Raw genomic sequence first — 23,253 nt, forward strand, 5'->3', positions numbered from 1 at the left:
ATGGATTAAGCTGTGCAGATATCAATTCGGTTAGGGAGTATCTGAATGTCGTGCTACAAAATAATGGGTTTGGGATTATTAATTACGCTGCTTTTAACGGGGTGTTCAGATGACCCCGATGAGCGTCAAACAAATCATGTAAATAGCACGACATCCCCCCAAGTATCGACGGTTGCACCTGAGGGTAATAACACTTCGGTTAAGGGAAATATGCAACCCCTCGATGTATTAGATATTTCTGAACGAGAGTTTGGCGATGTCAATGCGATATCCCTTCTCTTTAATACCCCAATACAACCGGATCAGGCTTTTAAGTCTTTTATTAAAATCGAGCCCGAGTTAGGTAAACCTGTTTTAAGTAAAGATGGTAGAACACTTTATTTTACCGGTATTTCGCCGGTCACTGAATATACGGTGAGTGTTGAGCCGGGTTTAGCTGCAGAGAATAAAACAACGCTTACCTATGGTTTATCCGAAACCGTTAAAACACGCGCGTTGCCCCGTTTAGTCTCCTTTGAAACGGATGGGGTGGTGATGATTCCGGGCAAAGTTGATTCATTAGCTTTATTGGCGGTGAATGTAGCGGAAGCGGATGTAAATATTTACAAAGTAAAATCGGATAAGTTTGTCACTTTCTTTAATGAGTATGGTGCGCTCTCTAATGGTGACCGTTGGTACCATGATGAGACGCGTTTAGGCAATACGGTTGATCATGTCTACAGCACACGGTTAAAAATCAGTAAAAAAGAAAACCAACGCAACCGTGTGAGCCTTCCTGTTAATTTAGTCCCTAATATCGATGATGGGGGGTTATACCTTGCGACGGTTAGAACGCCCGGTGGTTTTGACTTTCAGGCAACGTGGTTCACGGTTTCTTCTTTAGGTATTCAAGCACGTGATTATGGTAAGCATACGCGCTTTATTATTCAAAATGCGAAAAGAGGCGCGTTGTTAAAAGGGGTTACTTTAAAAATCCTTGATTACAATAATAAGGTTATTGCTACCGGCATGAGTAATCATGAGGGGGCGTGGGAAACGACGAATAACTGGCAGCGTCACTCGCCTCGCTTAATCATGGCGACGCAGGGTAATCAAGTGTCTGTTTTGCAATACCGCGCGGCAGACTTTGATCTATCTTCGTTCTCTGTATCCGGTCGCCCAGTTAAGGATATTGAGCACTTTGTCTATTCGCCGCGGGATATTTACCGTCCTGGTGAAACGTTAATTTTAAGCACATTAACGCGTGATATGGATGGGCAGTTAATTGGTGGTGCTCTAAATGTCGAGTTAATTAAGCCTGACGGCCAGCGTGCAGGCATATGGCGTACGGAGGCTTCAGCGCCGGGGTATTATGAATTTAGACATGCGCTGCCTACGGCTGCACCGCTCGGTCAGTGGTATGCACAGGTCTTTAGTCCCGCAAAACCTAAAATGAAAGCGCGTTTTAAGTTTAAGGTAGAAGAGTTTTTACCTGAACGTTTACGTCTAGTCTTTAATCAGCCAGGGCTTATGAGTTTCAGTAAAGGTGAAACGGTTTCGGTTCCCCTAGTTGGTGAGTATTTGTACGGTGCGCCCGCGGCAGGTAACCGTTTAGATACCCAAGTAACGGTCAGTGGTTGGGCGTCTCCTTTTGAGGGGTTAAAAGGGTTTAAGTTTGGCGCGCCCGATACGGTTTCCCGTTATCAATTCAGCTTGGATTCCGTTGAGCTTAACAGCCAAGGTGAAACGACAACGGTCATTAACAAAAAACAGCTGGATTGGGGTAACTTTTCTACGCCCACACGCGTGCGCTTAAACTACAGCCTGTTTGAGAGTGGAGGACGGGCGATCAATCGTAGCCAGTCAGTTTTACTCTGGCCGCGTAGTAGCTTTATTGGTGTTAAACCACGGTTTAAAAACGATGTGTCTGATACGGAACAAGAGATTGAATTTGATCTTGTTCGGGCGGATGCTCAGGGCACCTTATTGGCAACAGGTGAAGCTAAAGCCACTCTGTACCGTATTGAAGAAAAGTATTTTTGGAGCCATACCTCTGAACGTGGTTGGCATTATGAGATAGAGAAAAACGAATACCCTGTTGCGCATGAAACCATTAATTTTGCTGATAATACGCGCCCTAGCATCAAACTGCCGGTGGAGTGGGGGCGTTACCGACTGGAGCTTGAAGACTATAGTGCGGGGAGCAAAACCGTTTATAGATTCCAAGCCGGCGATTCATGGTATTACAACTGGAATAGCGCATCCGATCAGATTCGACCAGATAAAGTGACCGTCGCGTTAGACAAAGCGGCTTATCACGCAGGCGATAAAGTTAAGGTTAAACTTGCATCGCCAACGGAGGGTAGGGCGATTGTTCTACTTGAAACAGATACCGTGTTAAGCACAGTTGAGGTTCAACTGAAGAATCGAGAAGCGGAGGTTGAAATTACCCTGCCGCAGAATATGGCCAGACATGATGCTTATATATCGGCCTTTGTTGTTGCGCCGACAGAGCAAAAAGAGAAGGTCAGTAAACGTAGTTTTGGTATTGTGCATCTGCCGATGGATCGCACTGCACGCCAGCTTGACGTTAGCATCAACGTTGCGGAGAAATTACTGCCAGAGAATCGCGCCGAGATTAAGGTGTTGGTTAATGATAATAAAGGCAAGCCGGTTAGCGGTGATGTCTATGTCACGTTAAGTGCGGTCGATAGCGGTGTATTAAGTGTAACGGGCTACCGTCAGCCAGATCCGTTTGAGTTTTTCTATGGCCAGCGTCGCTATAATGCCTCCATTACTGACATGTATGATGATTTAGCTGAACCGGTCTTAAGTGATCAAGCTGAGATTCGTTGGGGGGGTGATGGTGAACTGGAGCGCGGTGGCGATGCACCGCCAAGCGATGTACAGATTGTTAGCTTATTTAGCTCGGTTGTTAACGTCGAGCAGGGGGTTGTGTCTATTCCTCTCGACCTGCCAGCCTTTGATGGTGAGTTGACCTTAAATGCGGTTGCGATGGGTCGTGATCAGTTTGGAACGCACTCGGAGACAACAAAAGTGGCGTCCCCGGTGGTGGCTCAACTGTCGATGCCCCGTTTCTTAGCGATGGGCGATGAAGCCACATTAGCGCTAGATTTAGCGAATGTGAGTGGGGCCAGTCAGAAGGTTGAGGTTTCCATTGCAACCGAAGGGGCCGTTTCGTTGGCCGCCAAGCGTCACCGTATTCAATTGGCGGATGGTCAGAAACAGATTATCCACCTTCCCGTAAAAGCGGTCAGCATAGGTGAAGGCCATATAACCGCAGCGATTACCTTGGCCGATGGTACGGGCAACACCGTTCAACTTCAGCGTGATTGGATGCTGGGTGTTCGTTCTGCATACCCTGCTACTTACGGTAAAGTCAGTCAGTATTTGCAGAAAGGGGAGCGTATACGTTTTCCGGTGGCTGATATAAATACACTGGCGGGTGATACCGTTAAAGCTCAGCTGCGGGTGGCCGTAACACCGGATCTTGGGGCGGCTAATCACTTTAAATCACTCATGCGTTACCCTTATGCCTGTTTAGAGCAAACAACCAGTAAGTCCCAACCTATCGCCATACTGTTTGAGCATGATCAACTGCCAGCCTTTGCACAATCGGTGAGTGTTCAGCAGAGAGAAAAACAGATCAATGTAGCATTAGCGCGCTATGCCGAGCTGCAACGTGCGAATGGTTCTTTTGGTTTGTGGAATAAATTCTCGCCTGAAGAGCACTGGTTGACGGCTTACGCCACGGATTTCTTGTTGCAACTTAAACAGTCAGGTATTGCAGTGCCTGAGTCATTATTGAATAACGCCCAAAAACGTTTAAATACCTATGTTCATAAGCGTACGGCGCTCGCGGTAAGAACGTGGTCAGATATACCGTCTCATTATGAGATCTCATATAGAGCCTATGCTGCTTATGTATTGGCTAAAGGGGGGCGTGTGACCTTAGGCCCATTACGTGACATGGCCGAAAATCAGCTAACTGAGGCACGAGGTATGTTACCGGGTGTTCATTTAGGCTTAGCGATGATAGAAACGGGTAGCGTCGATGAGGGTGAAAAATTAATCACTGATGCCTTTAGCGTTAAACGGGCACCGGGTTATTTAGGTGACTATGGTTCGGTGGTACGTGATAAGGCGATGGCTATCCATTCGGTTATTGCCGCTAAATCAGTATCGGACGGGGTGGTTAAACAGGCACTTAAACAGCTCCCTGATCTACTTGTTGAGTTAAAACAGGTGCGTTGGTTGAGTACGCAGGAAAAAGCAGCGTTGCTGCGTTTAGCCTCTGACCTGTATCAGCTGGATACGCAAGGTAAGTGGACGGGTGAGCTTGTACAGGGTGATATTGACGCCGTTTTATCAGCCACGGGTGAATTAGGTAAAAATATTGATAGAGATGCCCTCGATAAAACTAGCTTTACCAATCAGGGCGACAAACCGCTATTTGCTAGCTTTAGTTGGACCGGTCTTCCTGCGGATATGCCATCGTCACTTAACGAAGGTGTAAACGTGCGGGTTGATCATTTTACAGTGATTAACAATAAAGCCCGAGCACTGGAAAAAGATCAGGTGTTAAAAATAGGTGAAGTTGTATTAACACGGGTACGCTTATACAGCGAGACACGGGTGCCTGATGGCCTACTTGTCAATCTGATTCCGGCCGGTGTTGAGCTGGAAAATCAAAATTTACAGAACGCGCTCAAGCTCGACAGTATCCAAATCGGGGGGGAAGCGGTCGAACAACAGGCTCAGATCGTGTATCAAGCTTACAAAGGTGATCGTTATGTCGCCGCCGTGGACCTTCCTGCTAAGCGCGAGCAAACCGTGTATTTCTTATCGCGTGCGGTCACGCCCGGTGCCTATGTTGTGCCACCAGCCATGGTCGAATCGATGTATAAACCATCGATTAGAGGGATTAGTAATAGCATTAAATCGATTTCGGTGATGCCATAAAACGTGATGGGTCGGTATAAATATCTATTGATGGCGCTGGTGGTTGCCTGCTTGATCGTAAGTGGGTTGCTGCTAGCGGACTTTGTCTATCCGTTAAAACAGCCCCGGCACAGTCAGGATTTTGCCAGCGTTGTGCTAGATCGACAGGGGGAGCCTTTACGCGCCTTTGCTGATAGTAATGGCGTATGGCGATATGAGGTGAGTTTAGATGAGGTATCGCCTCTCTATCTAGACGCGCTGATTGGCTATGAAGATCAATATTTTTATCAGCATATTGGGGTGAACCCCTTTAGCTTAATCCGCGCCGGTTGGCAGTATCTAAATGAAGGCCGGATTATTTCGGGCGGCTCGACACTCACGATGCAAGTGGCCCGTATTTTATATCCCCATCCGCGCACAGTGGCGGGGAAGGGCCAGCAAGTTTTAAGAGCCTTGCAATTAGAGTGGCACCTTAGCAAACAAGAGATACTCGAACTCTATCTTAATTATGCCCCGTTTGGCGGCACGTTAGAGGGAGTTCAAGCTGCCAGTCTGCAGTATTTACATAAACCCGCCTCTGCGTTGAGATACTCAGAAGCTGCTTTGCTGGCGGTTCTGCCACAAGCCCCTTCACGCTTAAGGCCAGATAGACATCCTGAGCGCGCTGAGAAAGCCCGTAACAAAGTACTTGAACGACTGTTGGTTCAGCAGCGTTGGAGTCAGACGGTGGTTGATGCCGCTAAGCAAGAGCATATAGCCGTATGGCCGTTGGTTGCACCGATGGATGCACCCTTATTAAGTCGTAGGTTACATCGTGATGCGGCGGCCGAACGGGTGATTCCTAGTACCCTTGACCTTAGCTTGCAGCAATCGTTTGCTGATCGGATTAAGGCGTATACGTCAACCTTGGATGGGTCCCTATCGGCCGCTGCGTTAGTGGTAGATAACCGTTCACATCAAGTGTTGGCCTATGTAGGTTCTGCGGATTTCTTGGATAATCAGCGCGCGGGTCATGTTGATATGGTAACCGCAATACGCTCCCCGGGCTCTACGCTCAAGCCCTTCCTGTTTGCTTTAGCTTTAGATGAGAATCTAATTCATAGTGAATCGCTATTGGCGGATGTGCCACGTGTGACCCATACCTATCGGCCAGGCAATTTTAGCCAAGGTTTTTCAGGGCCCGTATCTGCATCTGAGGCATTAACCCGTTCGTTAAACCTTCCGTTTGTACAGCTCATCGAAGCCTATGGGGCGCAAAGCTTCGTGAATAAGCTACAGCATGTGGGGATGGGATTAACGATACCGGAGGGGGATGCCAATCCCGCAATTATTTTAGGGGGGGCGGGCTTCTCATTAGAGAAGCTGGTGGCTACCTATAGTGCCTTCGCGAATCAGGGCGTAGTGTATCCACTCAGTTATCAGCCGTTTAAAGGTCGTGTCGTGGGGCGTCAATTAATGAGCCCCGAAGCCGCTTGGGTTACGTGGAAAGTTTTAAATGGGGTTAAGTTGCCCCGAAATCTTAGGTATGGGATTTCACGGCAGAACCTACCCGCTATTGGTTGGAAAACCGGTACCAGTTGGAATTATCGCGATGTGTGGGCGGTGGGTGTGTCACAAGAGTATACCCTAGGCGTATGGCTAGGCCGTCCAGATGGGAAGCCGATGGAAAAAACGATGGGGAGTTTGTTAGCCGGACCTCTGTTATTTAGTTTATTTGATCAGCTTAATACGACGGGAGAGGCGATTGTGCAACCGGGCAGTGTTTCTGAGCAAACGATCTGCTGGCCCGATGGCCGAGGTGCTGATCTTGTTGCGCCAGAGAACTGCCATAGCAAACGGGTCGCATATGTGATCAATCAGTCAACGCCACGAACGTTACAGCCCGGTTATCAATGGGGGCAAACATCGCCGCAATTCTTTAAACCTGAAGTGAGCTATTTGATTAATCCCTCTAACCACCAACGGGTAACGCGTGCCTGTGATAAACATGCTATTGCACAAACCGCTTACCTTTGGCCAAACGCATTAGAGCCTTGGGTGAAGCCCGCACAGCGAAAATACGCTCAATTACCCCGCTTTGACGCGGGGTGCAATATGATCCTGCAAGAGAACTCTCCACTACGGATTACAGGGATTAATCAGGGACAGGTGTATTATGTTCTGGATCATAAAGCGGTGACGCTCAAGGTGCGTGTGGAAGGTGCGGCGGGCGCGTTGTATTGGTACCTTAATGGAAAACTGCAAGAGACCCGTCAGCGGGAGCTTCACCTACAACTTGATACCCGACAGCCGTATGAGCTTTATGTGCAAGATAAAACGGGAGCCAATGGTCGAGTAGCGTTTGAAATCTTATAATTCGCTTGCTGCTAAATAAGCAATATCTTATATTTGTATATGACTATCAACAATACCAATAAATAAGATGGCGCTTATGAACCTTACACATCGATTTAAAGGCCTCAGCCTTTCCTGTTTACTGCTCTCTTCGACACTCTATGCTGCCAGCCCAGCGGATAAGTACCCCGAATCTATGCTCTATAGCGCACCGGTTAAGGTTGCCGATCATGTGTGGTCAGCTATAGGTGCGACGCAATATTACAGCTATGAAAATGGGGGGCATAATAACAACCTCTCTTTTGTGATTGGGCAAGACGCTGTTTTAGTGGTTAATGGTGGTGCATCCTACCTGTTAGCTAAAGCGTTGCATGATGAGATTAAGAAAAAGACAGACCTGCCGGTGAAGTATGTCGTCGATGAAAATGGCCAATCCCATGCAACATTAGGCAATAGCTATTGGATGGCACAGGGGGCAACGATTATTGCCCACGAAGATGCCTTGGAAGAGATCGCTGAAAAAGGCTTAGATGGACTGGAAACCCTCAAAGGTATTCTTAAGGAACGCTTTGCCAACACGGCCTTAGTCGAGATTGATAAGACGTTTGAAGAGACCCTGTCGCTTGATTTAGGTGGGCTGGAGGTCGAGTTAATCCATTTTGGTCCGGCTCACTCTGCGGGCGATATATCTGTTTATGTTCCCTCCAGTAATGTCTTGATTGCGGGCGACATGGCGTTTCATCAGCGTTTATTGCCGGTGTTTCCCGATACTGATACCGCTGAATGGTTAGCGACCTGGCACACTGAGTTTGCACCTTATGCTGCCGGTAAAATTATTATACCCGGTCATGGGGAGGTGACTGATTTTGAAACGGTCGACCAATGGACCCGTGGTTATCTCGAATATATTCGAGGTAAAGTGGGCGAACTTATAGACGAGGGCGGCATGCTTGAAGATGCCTATAAAATTGACCAAAGCCCTTATGCTCATTTAGAAACATTCGATGTTTTAGCCGCTAAAAATGCAGGCCGTATTTTTGAGGCGATGGAGTTTGAGTAAGCCCGTCGATTGATAATCCCAGCCGTCAGGTTAGCCTCAGGGTATAAGGGGCGGTACAAAAAAAGGCGAATATCATTATTCGCCTTTTTTCGATCTCACTCAGGTCGTTTACTTACGGATGCCTTCGATATTAAGGTCCATATAAACAGTTTCTGCGGCTGGGCCTAGCTTGTAGTTCATACCAAACTCATGGGGTTTTAACTCAAGTGTGCCCGAGAAACCCACACGATAGCCTCCCCACGGGTCTTCGCCTTCACCCACTTTATCCACATCTATTGCGACCTCTTTAGTCGTTCCGTAGAGGGTCAGCATGCCTTTCATTACACCGCCGCCTTCAGCATTAGGCGTGAAAGAGGTGCTTTTAAAGGATGCGGTAGGGTGCTCTTTTACATTTAAATATTCGTCGCCACGAATATGTTTATTACGTTCAGCATGGTTTGAGTCAAATGAGGCCACATCGACCTCTACATTGATTGACGCATCAGCAGGTGATTTAGCATCATAAGAAAAGTCGCCATTGAAGGTATTAAAGCGTCCGGTTAGCCAACTAATGCCTAAATGACTAATGCGAAACTCAATTGATGCATGGGCGCCTTTGGTATCAATAACATAATCTGCCGCATATAACGGTGATGCTGAGATCAATGTAGCCAGTGCTAACCCTTTGAAAAATTTTGATTTCATTCTGCTTCCTCGCGTAGCGCAAGCATGCGCTTTAAAGTTGAATCTTTATCGATAAAATGGTGTTTTAACGCTGCTGCGGCATGCAGTGCCGCCAGTAAAATGAGTGATGTCGCTACGATAAAATGAATCTCGCCAGCGATATCTTCTTGATTTTCTATTCCAACGGGGAGCGCTGGAATACTGATCAGGTTGAAAAACTCGATCGCACGACCATCCGCGGTAGAGATTAAGTAACCCGACGTCACGGTTATAAGTAGTAAAATATAAAGTAAACCATGTGCAACTTTAGCGGCCAACTCTAGGGCGGCAGGCTGTGGTAAGGGCGACGGAGGCTTATTGAACAGGCGCCAAACGATACGAACCAGTAATGTAACAGCGACGAGTATGCCGATGCTTTTGTGCCACACAGGTATGGTTTTATACGCGGGATCATAATAATCGAGCGATTCTATATACCAACCGAGTGGGTAAAGCCCGATAACAGCTAGGGCAATAAACCAGTGCATAATGACCGGCCCCCAACCATAACTGGTAGCATCGTTGGTTAGTTTATGATTAATAACCATCCTGTGGCTCACTCCATGAATGTAGATTTGATGTCATCATAGGCGTCTATGGCGATATATTGTTTATTCGGTTCCTTGCTTGTGTATCAATTAAGGTCGTTATCGATTGCTTTTCTAACTATAAAACCGGATCATTAATGCGTCCAATGCATATTTAACATCATGGTTATGCTTTAAATGAATTTACGTTCCCTCGATCTTAATCTACTCGTTGTGTTGCAAGTGCTGTTAGAGGAGCAACATGTCTCTAAAGCGGCTGACAAATTAGACATGAGCCAACCCGCAGTAAGTCGGGCGTTACAGCGGTTACGCCAGACACTCGCTGATCCTATTCTGGTGAGAACCGCTAAGGGTTATGACCTGAGTGCGCGCGCAGTCGCTATCCGTCCGCAGCTCAAGCAAGTGTTGCTGGATGTTGAAGGCATTATGCAACCTGAGCGTTTTGACCCCAGTAAAGCGAAAGGGGTGTTGAAATTTACCGGCCTGGATTTAGAGCTTGTTCTACTGATGCCAGAGGTGGTGAGAGTCCTACGCCTTAAAGCACCCCATCTACGCATTGAAATCGTTCCTCAGCGGAGTGAGCATTTCGATCTTTTAGAGCAGGGGGAGGTGCACTTTTTAGCAACGGGCTTACAGCCGAAAACCGTACAAGATCAGTATCGGCGAATGGAGGTAATCACAACGAGCCATGTGTGCGTAATGGATAAAAATAATCCGCTAGCGAAAGGTATGAACCTTGATCAATACGTGTCTGCCTCCCATGGCTTAGTGTCGATTACCGGTAAGGGGCCGGGGGCGATAGATGTCATATTAGCGGATATGGGATACAAGCGTAACGTTATGCTGCGTTTAGCCAACTTTATGTCCGTTTCCGAGTTTTGTGCTAATTCTGACCTTATTTTCACCTTGCCAGAGATCATGGCCAAGCATTTAATGCGCAATGATGCGTTAGTGATTAGACCGTTGCCTGATGGGCTTGCTACACCGGATGTTCGCTTTTATTTTTATTGGCATGAGCGCTTTCAACACGATCCCATGTGTTGCTGGGTACGTTCTGAACTTGAGGGATTACTGGCAAGCCTCTAAGATAGCGCGTCTCCTTTACGGCATCACTAAAGGTGGCTACCTTCCATCATGCGCATCGCCTCATTACTCCAGCGCAGTGATTCAAAATACGCTTCGGCATAGATCTTTTTCACGTCAGGCGGCAGGGCAAAGCTGGACTGGCCAATCATATAAAAATTGACGGTTTGAAGCAGCTTACCTGCTTTTCCTTCGTAGCCTGAAATCGCCTTTACAATCTCCTCAGAGACTGAAAGTTGGTCGAGCAATGTACTTTGCTCTACCTCTAACAGAGCATCAAGCATCGATAATACTCCGGTGATAAAGGCTAATTCAGGGTCGATACTTTCGGTTGCTTGTGCAATAAATTCACACATGCGCGCGGTAATCAGTATTTGTCGTATTAACTCGCTGGGTTTGTCATTGTTGCTAGATAGGGCTAAGAGCGTCGCCCATTTGTTGATCTCGTTTAAACCTAAGGCCACGATGGCTTGGGTTAAATTCTCTATTTTTTGGGGTAAGTTGTATTGGGCAGAATTGACAATGCGTAATAATTTAAAGGTTAGCTGAGGGTCGCGACAGGTAATCTCAGACAGGGTTGCCGCGGTCACCTCATCATCTTGTAACGCTGCGAGTAAATGAATAACAATCGCTTGGTTAGAGGTTAATTTCTTGCCGTGGATTTTAGTCGGTTGGGAGAGGAAGTTACCTTGGAATAGGCGGAAACCTAGCTTATAGCAGTTGTCATACTCATCATAACTGCCCACGTTTTCTGCTAAGGCCGTGACTTTAAAGCGTTGAATCTGCTTTAAATGGTCTGATATTTCAGACTGGCTGTGCTGGGTAATATCAACTCTGACAACATGGGCCAGTTCAAGTAGCGCGTTATAGTCAGGCGTGTATGTAAAGTCATCGATGACTAATCGATAGCCGGCATCGACATATTTTTTGAGTGAATTGAGCAGCTTAGGTGTAATGGTTTGGTTCGCTGGTATCTCAATAACTAAGTTGTGACGCGATAAGCTGGGCAAACTATCCGTGTTAATAAAACCCTCAGTGACGTTTAAGAAAGCTGGTAGCGCTTTTAGGGTGCCGCTGTCATAGATACTGGTGAAGTTATTAATCAGTACGTCACAGGCTTCTTGGTCGCCTTTAAGGAACTTAGTAACCTCATTACTCTCTTCGGATTGATACAGTAACTCATAGGCGACAACATTCAGGTTGCGGTCAAAAATAGGCTGGCGCGACAGGCCTAATTGGTTAAAGTGTTCATCCATGTTTCTTCACCTTTAATAATCCTAAGACGCTAATGGTTAAGTCAGTGTATGACCGCGAAGCGGTTGCTGCAATAATTGTTCGGTTTAAGCGCTAAAAATTAGATCAATATCAGTTAATTACAGCAACGCTACTTCATTATAGTCCTATCTTTTTTGAACCGTTGTTCGGTATTGTTTTAATTATTTAATGGTTATTTATTTCATAAAGGCTGTAAGTTTTTGTGATTGAACTTTAGTATATGTGAAAGATCTTTTTGGGAGCCATCGCATGCAAAACCATCCCTTACGCAATCAGATAACCCAAGAGGTCCATGCGCGGCCTTTTCAGCGTTTTAAATCTGATTTAGGTTTGCTGCATATTGCGGCGTCCTACGGTACTGGTGGTCAGCAGGCGTTGGGGGATGCTTTAAATCAGTTACTCACAAACATTGACGTCTCCCTACCCGAAACCGTTGATGGCTTTTTTTACGCGGAAAATGCGCATTACGGGGTGAGGTATGAGCCACATAATGAGTTTTATACCTTAACGCTTTACCAGTTAGACGCCGCCAGCGTGGATAAATTAACGGGGTTATGGGAAGCCTTACCGGGTGAGCTTTTGTGTGGTGTTAAGCTCTTCTATTCTGGCCCTCAGGTACAGCCCAACCTAAAAGACTTTTTTGCTACACATCAGGTGTCTGGTGCTGAAGTGATGGGGGGGGCAGCAAAAGTTTGGACCGATTTTTACCCTGACGATGACAAAGGGTTTGTCACAATCGTTGTACATAATAGTGCATTAAAAACGTTCCAAGCAGGACGTTTACTGCAACGCTTATGTGAGATCGAAACCTATCGTCATACAGCGTTACTTGCTTATCCTCTTGCGCAGGAGCTAATGCCCCAATTAACGGAGATGGATAAACAGCTCTCTACAATAACCCATGAGATCGCGCATAACGCCGATGCCCCAGCACTGCTTAAGCAATTAATGGCGTTAGCGGCTGATGTTGAGGCACTCTCTGCCGAGACCGCTCATCGATTTTCCGCGTCCCAAGCCTATTTTGCCGTTGTTGATAGCCGCATTGCTGAGTTGCGTGAAGAGAGGATTGAAGGCTTACAAACCGTTGCGCAGTTTATGGAGCGTCGATTAGACCCTGCTAAGCGGACCTGCATCGCAGCGAATGACCGTTTAGAGCGTTTATCACGCCGTATTGCTCGTGCTACGGAGCTGATACGCTCACAAGTGGACCTTTCCATTGAACGTCAGAATCATCAGTTACTCGAAGGTTTAAATGATCGAGCAAGGCGCCAGTTACGGCTACAGGCGAAATTGGAAAGCTTTACCATTATTGTTGTGACCTATTACGCGTTTGACTTGTTAGAGCGCTCAATACGAAACACCGTTTCAGCGGATATATTACGGGATCAGGTGTTAATGGTGTTGAGCTTCTCGGTGCCGATTATTGCCGGTGTTATATGGTGGTATGTTCGCAAATTGTTAAAGCATTATGGGGATGACGACTAAGTTGATCTTGCATAAATCGGTTGTGTTTATAAACAGAGAACGATTAAAAACAGCAACTTAAGCATATTGCATTTGCATCTTGTTTTTTCACTGGTATACTGCGCGCCTGTCTTACGGAAACGCCCTTAAGGCAAGGCTTACAGGCCACGCGATGGTGGCCCTGTTGGTCCTTCCGCAATGATAAATCGTGAACCTGGTCAGGCCCGGAAGGGAGCAGCCACAGCGATGGATTCATGTGCCGGAATGTGGCTGGCGGGGTCACCCCCAATCTCTGCCTGTTGACTGTCTCTTCTATCGTTTTACCCTCTCTGTATGAAAACTTCTCATCTATCCTTTTTGTTTAGCGGTCTACACTGAATTTACTTGTCGTTTATTGTTTTTATTTGATGGCTGACCTGGTGCGAAAGCGCCTGTGAATGATGTGGAGTCTTGCTATGTTGAAACTTGTTAAAGACTTTAGAAACTATCAATTTGTCTTTTATTGGATTGATGCAAGTCTTAACAAAGTCAGTCCTCACCTTCCGACAAAACAATATGCGCAAGAGTGGTTGATCCACTATCACTTTGATATGTACTCAGGCAAAGAGCGCCGACGACGTATGGTCGATCGACGTTCAGGGCTACATAAAATGAATTTAAGCGGTGTTCAGATCTTTTTCTCTCAACGTAAGGCGTCGATTAAAGGCCGGCGGCGCTCAGATCGAGACATCGGGGTCGATTACGACTTATCTAAGAAGAAGCTAAAGAAATTGCACTCAGCGAAAACGGGGTAGGTTGGATGACAGGTTGACCTTATGTAGCCCCATTTATGCTTTAAGTCGTGTGTCGAGGGTGTTGCTGCATGGCAATGTTGCTCGAAGGGGATGTGTTGGATGCTGTGTTGAGATTGGTTAAAGATCTGAGTGTATCGGGTATCGTTTATTTTTGGATCGATAACGATTCGATGAAAGTGAGCCCAGATATTCCTACGTTGCTGCTTGCTGAAGAGTGGCGAACAGGTTTTCTATTTGCCGATTTTGATGGGGTAGAAAAGCGTCAATCACGGATTGACCGCCGAAAAGATAAACATCAACGCATAGATGTAGATGAGCAGCTGCTGTCAGATCGTAGTCATCCAGAGGGTAGGCGGTTAGCCGATCTGCCGGTCAAGGTTGATATAGATTTAGCGGCTGAAAAGCTAAAAGTTTATTACAGTTAGCCGTTGCTTATTAAAAAAAGAAAAAGAGGGTGCAGAGGATTAATCATGCACCGTACTCTCCGCTAGTTACCAGCTTTTGTAAGGTAAAAATTTACCATTAAGCGTTAATAATACGCGATCCCCTTTGGGATCTTCGATTTTATCGACCTCCATGGAAAAATCGATAGCGCTCATAATGCCGTCACCAAACTTCTCTTGAATCACCTCTTTGAGTGTTTCTCCGTAGACACCGACGACTTCATATAACCGGTAGATCAGCGGGTCGGTCGGCACTTGTTGGTCCCATACTTTTGTTGGGTAAGCTTCTAATGCGGTCGCGACTTCAGGGCTAAGTGCTAAATAGTCGACTATTTTTTTAGCGATTTCAGGTGGCGCGCTGTTCATACCAAGGCAGGCGGATGTTAGCCACACGGGGGAGACGCCTAGATCGGTGCCTATTTTCTCCCAGCTGAGTTTCTGCTCTATTTTGGCTGTGACGATTGCATCGGTCATTGCTAACTTATCCATCTTTCATCTCCTCATAAGCGTAAATCATGGCGGCTTAGGCGTACGCCATAGAATGGAACGGTCCGTTATGTTTAACGGTCTGGCTGCACAATAATGGTGCTCTGTCCGTTAATGACCTCTCCACAAGCGCTAACTTACGTTAATTTATTTAGGGTCGAGTAGATGAAAGCAAAGCAGGTGCCAAGTGAGTGGCATCTAAGGATAAGATTTTTAAACCTCTTTTCGATATAGTGATCAACTCCTTACTGTTAAGACGGGCGATAGAGGTATGGTATCTATGAGTAGGTCGTTAAAGTATATCTGGATCGCCATATTTTTTGCCGTCCTTGTCTGGTCAGGCATTGAGCCTAAAGAACCGCTGACATGGTTTTTGGAAGTCTGTCCGGCGCTCATCGGCGTGGGGTTGCTGATGGCCACTTATCGCTCATTCCGGCTCACCCCGATTCTTTATATCTGTCTCTTAATTCACTGCATCATCCTCATGGTTGGAGGGCACTACACTTATGCAGAGGTGCCGCTTTTTGATTGGATTCGTGATGGGTTGGGTAGTGAACGTAATAATTACGATAAGGTCGGTCATTTTGTTCAAGGCTTTGTACCTGCCTTGTTAGCGCGGGAGATTTTGCTTAGAAAAGGGGTTGTAACGGCCCATAGTTGGTTGCGCTTTTTGGTTGTTTCTATCTGCTTGGCCTTTAGTGCTTTTTATGAGCTACTGGAGTGGTGGGTTGCCCTTGCTGTGGGGCAGGAGGCGGAGGCTTTCCTTGGAACCCAAGGCTATGTCTGGGATACCCAATCCGATATGGGGTTTGCCCTATTGGGGGCGATCAGTTGCTTAGTGCTTTTATCTAAACGACATGACCGGCAGCTTTCTCGTTATCTACCCTCAGCCGAGGGCGGTCAGAAAGGTTGATCGGTGTTAAATCGCTAAGTGTGTCGACATATAATCGATAAGCATCCTGACCTTTGGCGACACATACCTATTTTGTGGGTATAAGGCCCATATACCTTCATCATCCGGTTGATAGTTTTGCAGCAGAGGGATGAGTGTATGGCTATCAAGGTGTTCCTGCACATAGTAATCGGGTAACTGTACTAGACCTAACCCCTTTAGGGCTGCATCCACTAAGGCCGGCCCACTGTTAAAACTTAAACTGCCCCTAATCTTTATATTTTGTTCCTGCCCATTTTCCTGAAAGCGCCAATACTGAAGCGTGCCTTGTAAGCAATTATGCTGCTCTAATTCCGCCAGTAAGTGGGGCTCGCCATGATCAGATAGGTAGGTCGGTGAGGCGCAGACAAAGAGGCGTCTTGAGGCGAGTCGTTTCGCCATCATGCTTGAGTCATCCAGCTTGCCCAGTCTGATTGCGAGGTCAAAACCGGAATCGACCAAATCTATTTTTTGATTGGTAAAAAGACACTCAATCTCTAGGTCGGGGTAAAGCAAGGAAAAGTCGTTAAGTACTGGGGCGATTTTACTTTCACCAAACGAGGTGGGGGCCGTTAAGCGCAGCCGTCCTTTTGGCGTGTTTTGCAGTTGTGTTAAAACTCGCTCAGCTTCATCAAGCCCATCTAATAGCTGACGACAGTGTTGGTAATAGATGCCTCCCGCTTCGGTGATAGATACTTTGCGTGTGGTTCTATAGAACAGCTTTGTCGATAGACGCTTTTCTAATGCACTGATCTGGCGACTCACTTGAGCCGTGGAGATACTCAGCTGCCGTGAGGCCGCAGTAAAGCTCTCGGTTTCTGCTACCGCAACAAATTCTGCAATACCCTCCCAACTGTACATTGCCGTCTCCGTTTCTGCTTTATTGTTACTATATAGTAAAAGATATTTATTAAAACTATGGATTATAACCTTGAGGTAATTAACTACAATGAATCCATTGTCAATATTCAAGAACACTAGAGGTAGATATGAGTGAGAAGATGATTAAATCGAAAGCGGCTATTGCTTGGGGCCCTAATCAACCTTTATCTGTTGAAGAAGTGGATGTTATGCCTCCGCAAAAAGGTGAAGTGTTGGTCCGTATTATTGCTTCAGGCGTATGTCATACCGATGCCTTTACCTTGTCCGGCGAAGACCCTGAAGGTATTTTCCCAGCGATTTTAGGCCATGAAGGGGGTGGGGTTGTTGAAGCGGTCGGTGAAGGTGTTACCAGTGTAGCGATCGGTGATCATGTTATTCCTCTTTACACGCCGGAATGTGGCGAGTGTAAATTTTGTACATCCGGTAAAACAAACCTCTGCCAGAAGATCCGCGAAACTCAAGGTAAAGGCTTGATGCCAGATGGAACGACGCGCTTCTATAAAGATGGCCAGCCGATCTATCACTATATGGGCTGCTCAACCTTTTCTGAGTATACGGTTTTACCTGAAATCTCTTTAGCTAAAGTGAATAAAGAGGCGCCGCTTGAGGAAGTGTGTCTGCTAGGTTGTGGTGTGACAACGGGCATGGGCGCCGTCATGAATACTGCCAAAGTGGAAGAGGGGGCTACGGTTGCTATCTTTGGTATGGGCGGTATTGGTTTATCGGCGGTTATTGGTGCAACGATGGCCAAGGCAAGTCGTATCATTGTTATTGATATCAATGAGAGCAAATTTGATCTAGCTAAAAAATTAGGTGCGACTGACTGCATTAACCCTAAGGATTACGACAAGCCTATCCAAGAGGTCATTGTTGAGCTGACCGATGGTGGTGTTGATTACTCGTTTGAGTGTATCGGTAATGTCGATGTTATGCGCTCGGCGTTGGAGTGTTGTCACAAAGGATGGGGTGAGTCGGTCATCATTGGTGTAGCGGGTGCCGGTCAGGAAATATCCACAAGACCTTTCCAGCTAGTCACTGGGCGTGTATGGCGTGGTACTGCGTTTGGTGGTGTTAAAGGCCGTTCAGAGCTGCCGGAGATTGTTGAGCGTTACATGGCGGGTGAATTTAAGTTGGATGACTTTATTACCCATACAATGGGCTTAGACGCGATTAACGAGGCATTTGACTTGATGCACGAAGGCAAGAGTATTCGTAGCGTTATTCATTTCGATAAGTAAGAGTCCGTCATGAAGAGGTTTTGTCGCAAAACCTCTTTTAGGCATCACGCTTTAAGGAGTCTCTATGAGTATTGAAAATCTGAGTCAAAACAAATGCTTTGATGGTTGGTTAAAGCAATATAATCATCAATCATCGGCCTTAAACTGTACGATGCGGTTTAGCATTTTCCTTCCCCCTCAGGTGAATGATGGTGCTAAAGTGCCAGTGATTTACTGGTTGTCAGGCTTAACCTGTACCGATGAAAATTTCACCCAAAAAGCGGGCGCTCAACGGGTTGCGGCTGAGCTTGGTGTTGCGATTGTTGCGCCCGATACTAGCCCTAGGGGTGAGGATGTGGCGGATGATGAGAATTATAATTTAGGCCAAGGGGCTGGCTTTTATCTTAATGCAACGGAGCCGCCTTGGAATACGCATTACCAGATGTATGATTACATCACGGAAGAGCTGCCAGCACTGATAGAAGCGATGTTCCCAGTGACGGATAAACGTTCGATTTGTGGTCACTCAATGGGGGGGCACGGTGCATTAACTATCGCGTTGAAAAACGTTGATAAGTATCAGTCTGTATCGGCCTTTAGCCCCATAACAAACCCTATGAAATGCCCTTGGGGTCAAAAAGCATTTACTGCTTATTTAGGCCGTAATACGGAGAGCTGGAAAGCATACGATAGTTGCGAACTGATGAAAGAGGCGAAGGCGACACTGCCTATGTTGATTGATCAGGGCACGTCGGATGATTTTTTAAAGGAGCAATTGAAGCCTGAAGCACTGTCTCAGGTTGCTGTGGACATGGGCTACCCATTAGAGCTGCGCTACCATAATGGCTATGATCACAGCTATTATTTTATGGCCAGCTTTATTGAGGATCACCTCAAGTTTCACGCGAAATATTTAACCTAAACGGTTTGAGAAAGGGTAGAGCGGCCACCGCTTTACCTTTACCTTTTTCTTCTGCATAGCTTCGTTTTATGGTCTCTGCTTTTAGTGTCGAGTGATCAGAAACAACCCCGCCCCCGCCATGATGGACCCTGCACCTCTATTCAGTCTTTTTACCGCCCGTTCCGATTTAAACCAACGCCGTGCTCTGCTTGCAAACAAGGCGATCAGCATTAAACCGCTCATCAAACTGATCAGTGTTAGCAGTGCCGCCAATGCGATATCGATATTGTCGAGCGCCGTTAAATCCATAAAGGTTGGCAAAAAAGCGATATAAAATAGGATCACTTTTGGGTTTGACGCCGAGATGAGAAAACCTTGGCTAAACCCCATAAACCCACTAGACGATTTTTCCTCTTGGCCTGTCTGCGTTAGATAGAGTGGTGCATGCCACATCTTCCAGCCAAGGTAGAGCAGGTAACAGGCGCCAACAATGCGAATAACCGTAAACAGCTCGCTCCAGTTGGTTGCGATAACCGCAAGACCGTAACAGGCTGCCACAAGGTAGAGAATATCGCTAATGGTCATGCCCAGTGCCAGCATAAAGCAGGCCGCTGAACCGTTGACTAAGGCGCGCGCCAATATGGCAAAGACGCCAGGGCCGGGGGTAATGCCAAAAATAAAGACAGCGATTAAAAACGACAATGCGCTTTCTAACGTCATGATCTGCTCACAGCATTAAAGGTGACAGGCTAGTTTAATTGCCTAATAGATTGAGTACTAAGGCTCGATTGCTATTGGCTTGTGCTTGCATGGCAATACTCACCTCTTGCTGAATTAACGCGGATGCCCGTTCTGAAATGACACTGGCATAATCCGTATCACCTATTCTGGAGGCGGATTCAGCTGCGTTCACGCTGTTTTCGGACAAGCGGTTAATCGTACTGTCGAGCCGGCTTTGGTTCGCGCCGATCTCACCGGATACAGTATTTAAAAAGTCTTGTGAGCTGTCTAATAGATCCAGTGATGTGCTATCGCTGATATCTAAGGAGAATAGGCCGGCGTTTTCAAATTGTTCCGTTATATTAAATGTTGAAACACTGAGGGAATCTTCGCTATCGGGGCCGGTTTGGAGCCTCAATTCACCGTCATTCGTAAGCAGGGACTGGCCATTAAAGGATGACTGGTTGAGCGTGCTTTTAATCCCCTCCAGTAAAGCATCCGCTTGTGTCTGAAGGGAGGCACGATCATTCTCGTTAAGAATGCCGTTCTGTGCTTGGACGCTCAGCTCCCGTATCTGTTGTAACGAATCATTGACTTGGCTGACGCTGGCATCAGCAATTTGTAGGGCAGAGGTACCGTCTAAACTGTTTTTAATGGCGGTGCTGTTGCCAAGTTGTAATCCTTGTAGCTGCAGATAGACCTGAAGCCCAGCAGGATCGACTGCTGCGTCATTAATTCGCTTTCCAGACGTGAGCTGTTTATCCGTATCATTGATGCGGTTTTGAATTTGGTTAAACTGATTCAGTGAGCCTGCTGAAATGCCTGTAGCGCTGATAGCCATAAAAATCTCCCCTGCCTGTGTAAAAATTATAGCCGATCAGAGCTCGGTTGGTCTAAATTTGTTCAATAAGCGTGTGTGGAGAGGACAAAAAAATGGCGTACATAGGTACGCCAAAACATCTTGCAAAGGATAAGATTGAATGCCAACTGCATTCTAATGACTCAAAAAAAAGAAGAAAATTTGAGGCCCATCAATACTAGAGTTTCTTTTTTGCAACGAATATCAGCTATTAGTTCCATTGCTTATTATAAGGTTATTCGCATTGCTGCGAGTACTTTATAGCCAGCCGAGTAATCTCCACCAGAGATAATCTAACGGAAATAACAGCAAAATAGTTAATGGTGTTATGACAAAACAGAGCTTAGCTGCATGCCTAAGGGGAACGCCTGCCAGCTGCATACCGACCATTAAGGGGGCGGACTGGAAAGGAAATAGAATAGTTGAAAAGCCCAGTACTTGGGTCATTAACACTGCTTCTAATGCAAATCCGCTTTTGTCACTCATCTGCTCGGCAAAGGGCGTTAGTATGGCGGGTACCCCCGGTAGTGTTGCAACCATGCCGGTGGTGAAGGCGGTTAATGAGAGTGATAAATAACTCAGTAGAGGGTGGTCTTTCGATAAAGGGAGCCACGTATTCAGTTGTTCGCCTACGCTTTCACCTATGCCGCTGTGATTGATGAGCGCCCCGAGCCCTAAGATGCCGACCACAAAAATAAGTGAGCTAATGTTGAACTTGTTCTGGAAACTCTGCTGGTTCACGACACCTATTTTAGGCATTAATAGGATGCAGACGGCGGCTAACCCAATCCATGCCGCAGAAATATGATGGAACGAATCCGTTAACCAGAATCCCAGTGTGACCACCATAATCCCCATCAATTTATATTCTTGCTTTGAGACCGGCTCAGAGTGAACCACTTTACTTGAGCGGGTAGGGGTGTCCGGAAAAAGCCACATAATCGCGCCAATGATCAGTAAGGCTTTGATGAGGCCGAGTACAGGAAAGTGCAGTAAAAGGTATTCCGCATACATGGGGGTCCAATTATGCATGGTTTCTGCTGTGCCGATCAGCACCATATTTGGGACATTAGCAGGTAGGATCGCAAAGGTGGGGACATGGCACCCAAAGGCGGCAGCCAGTGCTACGCCAATCTGGCCATTGCTGCCCTCTTTAAAGCCACAGTGGGTGCCCATCGCCATGGCAATGGGAATCACAAGAACGGCGCGGCCAATGGAGGAGGGCATTAAAAAACCAAGCAGAATAGAGAGGAGAACAATGCCGCCAATCAAGCTGCCATAACTACGATCAAGTCGTCCGGTAAAGATGTTTGCGATGCGTTTTGCGAGGCCTGTTTCATTGATCGCAATACCAATGATTAAACCTGAAAATATAAGCCAGCACGCGGTGGAGGTGAAACCTGAAAAAACCACATCAGCCGGTGCGATGGCTAATAACATGGCTGCTGCCATAAAGATAAGGGCGCTCAAGTGTTCAGGTATAACGCTTGTGGCGAGTAGCACAAGGGTCGATAAAATCAGGCAGGCAGCAATAAGTTGGTCGGTATTAAACTGCCCAGATAAGGCACTAAAAAAGGCAATAGCAAAAATGCTGGGTATGAGTATCACCGCGGTTAATTGCGAACGGTTTAAGTCAAAATTGATCATAGCTACACCAGTATGGGTTATCTCGGCTTATATTGTGGCAGGGAATTAAACGTGATTTAATCGACAATATGACAATAAATATCGCAAAAGTGACAAAGCTATGAACGCCAGTGCCCAGATACGACAGCCGTCAGATATAGGTCAGCAAATTGATCCACAACGACCGATTGTCGGCTTGCGTGGTCGTTTAGCTGCCAATGTTGATATGGAGCCCCACCAGCACCCGCGCGGGCAGCTAGCCTATGCGAGTGAAGGGATCATACGGGTATATACCGGCGCTGGGAGTTGGGTGATACCGCCGACGCAAGCGGTATGGATACCCGGCAATATCGAGCACAGGACCACGGCAGAAGTACAGGCGGAGTTACGCCATCTGTTTGTTGACCCTGCTTACCTATCCAGTTTGTCTGATCAATGCAGTGTGGTTGACGTGTCTCCTTTGCTACGGGAATTGATTTTAAAAGTGGCTGATTTTGGCACCGATTACAAACCGAATAGCCCAGCGAGTCGGGTCTGCGGTGTTATTTTGGATGAGCTGCAAGCGTTAAAACCGTCCTTGCTTCACCTGCCCGGTGCAATGGATCGACGGCTTCAGCGCGTGATGAAAGCGATGATTGAGTCGCCCAATGCCGAGATGAGTTTGAGTGATCTGGCCGACAAAGTCGGCGCGAGTGAGCGAACGGTAGGGCGTTTATTTAGTAAAGAAACAGGGATGACCTTCCAGCAGTGGCGTAAACAGCTTGTGCTGCAAGAGGCGGTTGGCCGAATAGGTAAAGGGGAAGCGGTTATCGATGTAGGTTTGGCGCTGGGGTACCGGAGTCCAAGTGCGTTTGTTGCGATGTTTAGAAAATCTTTAGGTAAGCCGCCGGGTCAGTATTTTAATGAAACCCGATTAAGGGGTGATCTTTAGTTTTTGGCGGCTTAACATGAAAACAGCCTCCACTGGAGGCTGTGCTGTACCGTCGC

At 46.8% G+C, this 23,253-nt stretch carries 19 protein-coding genes and 1 other RNA gene; 12 read left to right on the plus strand and 8 right to left on the minus strand.

The window, feature by feature from the left end; translation table 11 throughout:
* Positions 1 to 45 precede the first annotated feature (45 nt).
* From A3773_RS10400 to A3773_RS10410, 3 genes are all read left to right on the plus strand, one after another.
* A complete protein-coding gene (locus tag A3773_RS10400; protein WP_082800602.1) occupies positions 46 to 4,962 on the plus strand; it encodes an alpha-2-macroglobulin family protein in 4,917 nt (1,638 codons plus the stop codon).
* 6 nt (positions 4,963 to 4,968) lie between these two features.
* Positions 4,969 to 7,296, plus strand: a complete 2,328-nt coding sequence (gene pbpC / locus A3773_RS10405; protein WP_067985729.1) for a penicillin-binding protein 1C — start codon at positions 4,969 to 4,971, stop codon at positions 7,294 to 7,296.
* 76 nt (positions 7,297 to 7,372) lie between these two features.
* Positions 7,373 to 8,335, plus strand: a complete 963-nt coding sequence (locus tag A3773_RS10410) for an MBL fold metallo-hydrolase (protein ID WP_067985731.1) — start codon at positions 7,373 to 7,375, stop codon at positions 8,333 to 8,335.
* Positions 8,336 to 8,443: 108 nt separating this feature from the next.
* On the opposite strand, the gene A3773_RS10415 is transcribed toward A3773_RS10410, so the two are convergent.
* Complete coding sequence (locus A3773_RS10415) at positions 8,444 to 9,019, minus strand: YceI family protein (RefSeq protein ID WP_067985734.1); 576 nt, start codon at positions 9,017 to 9,019, stop codon at positions 8,444 to 8,446.
* Entirely contained in the window at positions 9,016 to 9,585 is a 570-nt protein-coding gene (locus A3773_RS10420; RefSeq protein ID WP_067985736.1) for a cytochrome b, read from the minus strand. The genes A3773_RS10415 and A3773_RS10420 overlap by 4 nt, the downstream gene beginning before the upstream one ends.
* Positions 9,586 to 9,762: 177 nt before the next feature.
* Here A3773_RS10420 and A3773_RS10425 point away from each other — a divergent pair, with 177 nt between their 5' ends.
* Entirely contained in the window at positions 9,763 to 10,671 is a 909-nt protein-coding gene (locus A3773_RS10425) for a LysR family transcriptional regulator (protein ID WP_067985737.1), read from the plus strand.
* Positions 10,672 to 10,697: 26 nt separating this feature from the next.
* On the opposite strand, the gene A3773_RS10430 is transcribed toward A3773_RS10425, so the two are convergent.
* Positions 10,698 to 11,924, minus strand: coding sequence for an EAL and HDOD domain-containing protein (locus A3773_RS10430; RefSeq protein WP_067985740.1), 1,227 nt, complete (start codon positions 11,922 to 11,924; stop codon positions 10,698 to 10,700).
* Between the two features lie 268 nt (positions 11,925 to 12,192).
* Between A3773_RS10430 and A3773_RS10435 the strand changes: the two genes are divergently transcribed.
* From A3773_RS10435 to A3773_RS10450, 4 genes are all read left to right on the plus strand, one after another.
* Positions 12,193 to 13,428: a DUF3422 family protein gene (locus tag A3773_RS10435; protein WP_067985742.1), complete on the plus strand. Its 1,236-nt coding sequence runs from the start codon at positions 12,193 to 12,195 to the stop codon at positions 13,426 to 13,428.
* Between the two features lie 161 nt (positions 13,429 to 13,589).
* Positions 13,590 to 13,686: signal recognition particle sRNA small type (gene ffs / locus A3773_RS10440), an RNA gene on the plus strand.
* Between the two features lie 176 nt (positions 13,687 to 13,862).
* Entirely contained in the window at positions 13,863 to 14,201 is a 339-nt protein-coding gene (locus tag A3773_RS10445; protein ID WP_156473499.1) for a hypothetical protein, read from the plus strand.
* Between the two features lie 68 nt (positions 14,202 to 14,269).
* On the plus strand, positions 14,270 to 14,626 hold the full coding sequence (locus A3773_RS10450) for a hypothetical protein (RefSeq protein ID WP_067985746.1): 357 nt from the start codon (positions 14,270 to 14,272) through the stop codon (positions 14,624 to 14,626).
* Between the two features lie 66 nt (positions 14,627 to 14,692).
* On the opposite strand, the gene cynS is transcribed toward A3773_RS10450, so the two are convergent.
* Entirely contained in the window at positions 14,693 to 15,133 is a 441-nt protein-coding gene (cynS, locus tag A3773_RS10455; RefSeq protein WP_067985747.1) for a cyanase, read from the minus strand.
* 277 nt (positions 15,134 to 15,410) lie between these two features.
* Here cynS and A3773_RS10460 point away from each other — a divergent pair, with 277 nt between their 5' ends.
* A complete protein-coding gene (locus A3773_RS10460; RefSeq protein WP_067985749.1) occupies positions 15,411 to 16,043 on the plus strand; it encodes a DUF2238 domain-containing protein in 633 nt (210 codons plus the stop codon).
* Between the two features lie 6 nt (positions 16,044 to 16,049).
* On the opposite strand, the gene A3773_RS10465 is transcribed toward A3773_RS10460, so the two are convergent.
* The gene (locus A3773_RS10465) at positions 16,050 to 16,922 is read right to left on the minus strand and encodes a LysR substrate-binding domain-containing protein (protein WP_067985751.1); all 873 of its coding nucleotides are present in this window, start codon (positions 16,920 to 16,922) and stop codon (positions 16,050 to 16,052) included.
* 128 nt (positions 16,923 to 17,050) lie between these two features.
* Between A3773_RS10465 and A3773_RS10470 the strand changes: the two genes are divergently transcribed.
* Positions 17,051 to 18,181 (plus strand): S-(hydroxymethyl)glutathione dehydrogenase/class III alcohol dehydrogenase, encoded by a 1,131-nt coding sequence (locus tag A3773_RS10470; RefSeq protein WP_067985753.1) that lies wholly within the window; start codon positions 17,051 to 17,053, stop codon positions 18,179 to 18,181.
* A gap of 64 nt (positions 18,182 to 18,245) precedes the next feature.
* On the plus strand, positions 18,246 to 19,082 hold the full coding sequence (gene fghA, locus A3773_RS10475; protein WP_067985756.1) for an S-formylglutathione hydrolase: 837 nt from the start codon (positions 18,246 to 18,248) through the stop codon (positions 19,080 to 19,082).
* Between the two features lie 81 nt (positions 19,083 to 19,163).
* Here fghA and A3773_RS10480 read toward each other — a convergent pair whose 3' ends face one another.
* The 3 genes from A3773_RS10480 to A3773_RS10490 form a co-directional block, all read right to left on the minus strand.
* The gene (locus A3773_RS10480; RefSeq protein ID WP_067985757.1) at positions 19,164 to 19,781 is read right to left on the minus strand and encodes a LysE family translocator; all 618 of its coding nucleotides are present in this window, start codon (positions 19,779 to 19,781) and stop codon (positions 19,164 to 19,166) included.
* Positions 19,782 to 19,815: 34 nt separating this feature from the next.
* Positions 19,816 to 20,622: a flagellin gene (locus A3773_RS10485; RefSeq protein WP_067985759.1), complete on the minus strand. Its 807-nt coding sequence runs from the start codon at positions 20,620 to 20,622 to the stop codon at positions 19,816 to 19,818.
* A 276-nt stretch (positions 20,623 to 20,898) separates the two neighbouring features.
* Positions 20,899 to 22,287 carry an SLC13 family permease gene (locus A3773_RS10490; protein WP_075109543.1) on the minus strand — a complete coding sequence of 463 codons (1,389 nt, stop codon included), beginning with the start codon at positions 22,285 to 22,287 and terminating at the stop codon, positions 20,899 to 20,901.
* A 100-nt stretch (positions 22,288 to 22,387) separates the two neighbouring features.
* Here A3773_RS10490 and A3773_RS10495 point away from each other — a divergent pair, with 100 nt between their 5' ends.
* Positions 22,388 to 23,197, plus strand: a complete 810-nt coding sequence (locus A3773_RS10495) for an AraC family transcriptional regulator (protein WP_067985761.1) — start codon at positions 22,388 to 22,390, stop codon at positions 23,195 to 23,197.
* The last annotated feature ends 56 nt before the right edge of the window (positions 23,198 to 23,253 follow it).

It is taken from the genome of Neptuniibacter pectenicola (assembly GCF_001597735.1).
Lineage (GTDB): Bacteria > Pseudomonadota > Gammaproteobacteria > Pseudomonadales > Balneatricaceae > Neptuniibacter > Neptuniibacter pectenicola.